This is a genomic window from Bradyrhizobium campsiandrae, assembly GCF_014529705.1.
Classification (GTDB): Bacteria; Pseudomonadota; Alphaproteobacteria; order Rhizobiales; family Xanthobacteraceae; genus Bradyrhizobium; species Bradyrhizobium campsiandrae.
Genome location: NZ_JAANIH010000169.1, coordinates 1 through 811 on the forward strand (window position 1 = coordinate 1; position 811 = coordinate 811).

The 811-nt window shown below is 60.3% G+C and carries 1 protein-coding gene; it reads right to left on the reverse strand.

Features of this window, described 5'->3' with window-relative positions; genetic code table 11:
• Positions 1 to 497, reverse strand: a 497-nt coding sequence (locus tag G8O24_RS42540) for an ABC transporter substrate-binding protein (RefSeq protein WP_244646403.1), incomplete at its 3' end; no start/stop codon positions are given.
• Positions 498 to 811 lie beyond the last annotated feature (314 nt).

The following is an 811-nucleotide window of genomic DNA, read 5'->3' on the forward strand; positions in this document are numbered from 1 at the left end:
TTGGTCGTGATCTCCACGGTGAAGTCGTCGATCTTGGCGTAGCTGGCGACGGAGGGCAGGCGGGTCTTCACCTGTGCGCTCTGCCGCTTGTCGAATTGCGGCGCCTTGTCGTTCAGCACCTTGTCGACGTTCCACACCACCGCGTCGGCGTTGAACGGAGTACCATCATGGAACGTCACGCCGGGACGCAGCTTGAAGGTCCATTTGGTCTTGTCGACGTCATCGACCTTCCATTCGGTCGCAAGGCCGGGGATCACCACGCTCGGCTTGTCGGCCGACGACAGGTCCCAGCCGGTCAGCGCATCATACATGGTCAGGCCGGTGAAGCGGTTGCCTTCAAAACCCTGATCGGGCTGGCCGAGCGTGCGCGGAATATCGGCAGCGGTCATGCCGATGCGCAGCACGGTTTCCGCGCCGGCCGCGCGCGGCCATGCGGACGCGGTCGTCAGGGCCAGTGCAGCGATCAATGCTGCACGCGCGGTTGTCTTGATAAGCATGACGTCGGTCCTTCTTCGGCTTTCGATGATTAATTTTGATGCAAACGTATGCAATGGCCATGCCATCCGAGGAAAGTTATTCTGCAAATTGCCCCTGCGACGACAAGTCCTTGTGATCGCGCGTGTGCATGGGCATCACGCTGCCTATTCTGGCATCAAGATTGCAAGTTTGGCCCCGAAACTTCCCTGGGAGCTTTGGGCCATGCGTATTCGTTTGACGACCTGTCTCGCCGTGCTTGCGCTGGGACTATCCGCAATCTCGGCGCGCGCTGAGACGGTGGTGCGCTACGGCATCTCGATGGCGGATATTCCGC